At 56.4% G+C, this 2,155-nt stretch carries 1 protein-coding gene; it reads left to right on the forward strand.

The genetic code is table 11. The features are described from left to right. Positions 1-247: 247 nt before the first annotated feature. Positions 248-1,942 (forward strand): phospho-sugar mutase, encoded by a 1,695-nt coding sequence (locus ABCP74_RS09385; protein ID WP_343001676.1) that lies wholly within the window; start codon positions 248-250, stop codon positions 1,940-1,942. Positions 1,943-2,155: the final 213 nt, after the last annotated feature.

The raw sequence follows: 2,155 nt of genomic DNA on the forward strand, positions 1-2,155 counted from the left end.
GGTGGACGGCACCGAGCCGTACGCTTGAACTGAGAAGGGGGAGGCCTCGCGGCCTCCCCCTTTTTTTGCGTTTAAGGCGGCATTCACTAAGCAATTAAATCACTTCAATCATCCACCGGTGAATATAAACGTTCACCGTTCTGTGGTCGGTTCTTTGTTCTCAATGGACTAATATTTGCTTTAGCGCACTGCTGCGCTTGTCCTGTTTTACACGGGTCGTTTTATTGATTGTGACGGAAGGACTCATATGGCAGATGTTCATGAGCTGCTTGATACTTGGATTGCCAATGTCAAGGACGAGGAGCTCCTCGCTGAGCTTAACACGATGAAGGAGCAGGGTGATGAGGACGCCATCACCGACGCTTTCTTCCAGGATCTCGCCTTCGGTACTGCCGGCCTTCGCGGCACTATCGGTGCGGGCACTAACCGTATGAATATCTATACGGTCGGTCGTGCGACCCAGGGATTCGCTGACTACCTCAATGCGACCTTCGAGCATCCGACGGTCGCCATCGCTCGCGATAGCCGCAATAAAGGTGAGCTGTTCGTTAAGACGACGGCTGCCATTCTTGCAGCAAACGGCGTGACTGCCCTCGTGTATCCCAAGATTTCTCCTGTGCCGACGCTCTCCTGGGCCGTCCGCGACCTTAAGTGCTCCGGTGGCATTTGCATGACCGCTAGCCATAACCCGGCGCCGTATAATGGCTATAAGGCCTATGGCCCCGACGGCTGCCAGATCACCAGCGAGGCTGCCGATGCAATTTCTAGGGCTATCGCCGAGACCGATACGTTTACCGGCGTGAAGTCCATGGACTTCGATGAGGCTCTTGAGCAGGGTCTGGTCAAATGGATCGATGACTCGTGCCTCGAGCGTTATTACGACGCCGTTCTCGCCCGCGGCGTGACTAACCTTTCTGCCGAGGAGATCGCTGGCGCTCCGCTTAAGCTCGTCTACACTCCGCTCAACGGCACTGGCCTCATTCCCGTCACGACGGTGCTCGAGCGCGCTGGCATCACCGATGTCACGGTTGTTCCCGAGCAGAAGGAGCCTAACGGCGATTTCCCGACCTGCCCGTATCCTAACCCCGAGATCCGTCAGGCCATGCAGAAGGGCATCGATCTCTGCGAGCAGGTTCACCCTGATTTGCTGCTTGCAACCGATCCCGACGCCGACCGTGTTGGCGTTGCCGTTAAGAATGGCGATGACTATCTGCTGCTGACCGGCAATGAGATGGGCGTTCTGCTGCTCGACTATATCTGCAAGACCCGTGCTGCCCGCGGTGAGGACCTCACTAAGAAGGTCGCCGTTACTACTATCGTTTCTTCCGCCATGGTTGACGCTCTGGCCGACGAGTACGGTTTTGAGCTTCGCCGCTGCCTGACGGGCTTCAAGTACATCGGCGACATCATTACTTCTCTTTCCGATGCTGGCGAGGTCGATCGCTTTATCTTCGGTTTTGAGGAGAGCTACGGCTATCTGGCCGGTGACCACGTGCGCGACAAGGATGCCGTGAGCACTTCGCTTCTGATTTGCCAGATGGCGCAGTATTATAAGCTCCAGGGAAAGAACCTTGCCGATGCGATGCACGAGCTTTACGAGAAGTATGGCTACTATCATAACAAGACGATTTCGCTGAGCTATCCGGGCGCTGAGGGTGCGGCGAAGATGGCCGGCATCATGGCTGGTCTGCGTGAGAACCCGCCCGCGGAGCTCGCCGGTTCCAAGATTGAGGCTGTCGTGGATTACAACACCTGCGTGAACGGCCTGCCGAAGGCTAACGTCATTGAGTTCGATCTTGAGGGCGGCAACAAGGGTATTGTTCGTCCTTCCGGCACCGAGCCCAAGATTAAGCTGTACATCTTCGCTAAGGGCACGGATGCCGCCGAGGCTGATGCAGCACTTGACGCGATTGAGGAGTCCGGTCGCAAGCTGTTGGCCTAAGGCTTTGAAAGCCTATTTCTATAGTTAGACGGAGGAGGGGATCTCGGAAACGAGGTCCCCTCTTTATTACTGGCAAACACAGCTGAGAATCCCAAGATGTGTAGGAAATGTGTACGCCCAGATTCCCGCCCACGGGGCCCCTCCGGTCTGGCAATATATCTCCTTGCCGCGCGGCCCGGTCGGACCGGATGAGCCGCAAAGCGTGCACCTTGA

It is taken from the genome of Collinsella aerofaciens, assembly GCF_039062315.1.
Lineage (GTDB): Bacteria > Actinomycetota > Coriobacteriia > Coriobacteriales > Coriobacteriaceae > Collinsella > Collinsella aerofaciens_BG.